Below are 516 nucleotides of genomic sequence, written 5' to 3' on the forward strand. Positions count from 1 at the left end.
CACATTGCTGGCATGGTGGTTGCTGATTTGACGGTGCGGACAAAAAGTCCGTGGGCAAAACGCCCGACTTTCACCTTTAGAAAAAGGGAGCCAAGAAAATGGCTATGTCTGTCAATACCAATGCGGGCGCGTTGATCGCCCTGCAGAACCTCGCCTCCACCAACAGTCAGCTGGGTGTGGTGCAGAGCCGGATCAACACCGGCATGAAGGTCGCCTCGACCAAGGACGACTCCGCCACCTTTGCCATTGCCCAGAACCTGCGCGCCGACATTGGCGGCATCAACGCCGTGAAGTCCTCGCTTGATCGCGCCAAGAGCGCGCTCGACGTCGGCATCTCGGCGGCGGAAGCGATCTCCGACACCCTGGTGCAGATGAAGGAAAAGGCGGTTGCCGCTTCCGACGCCGGCCTGGATGCCGACAGCCGTACCGCGCTGCAGAACGACTTCAACGCGCTGGCCGAACAGCTGGTGAGCTACGTCAACTCGGCGTCGTTCAACGGCACCAACGTGCTGAAGA

General features: G+C 60.3%; 1 protein-coding gene. It reads left to right on the forward strand.

Features of this window, described 5'->3' with window-relative positions:
• Window positions 1-98 precede the first annotated feature (98 nt).
• A partial coding sequence (locus ABU113_RS17215; protein WP_454560677.1) for a flagellin occupies window positions 99-516 on the forward strand: 418 nt, incomplete at its 3' end.

This window comes from Parapedomonas caeni (assembly GCF_041060555.1).
GTDB lineage: Bacteria > Pseudomonadota > Alphaproteobacteria > Sphingomonadales > Sphingomonadaceae > CAUJIW01.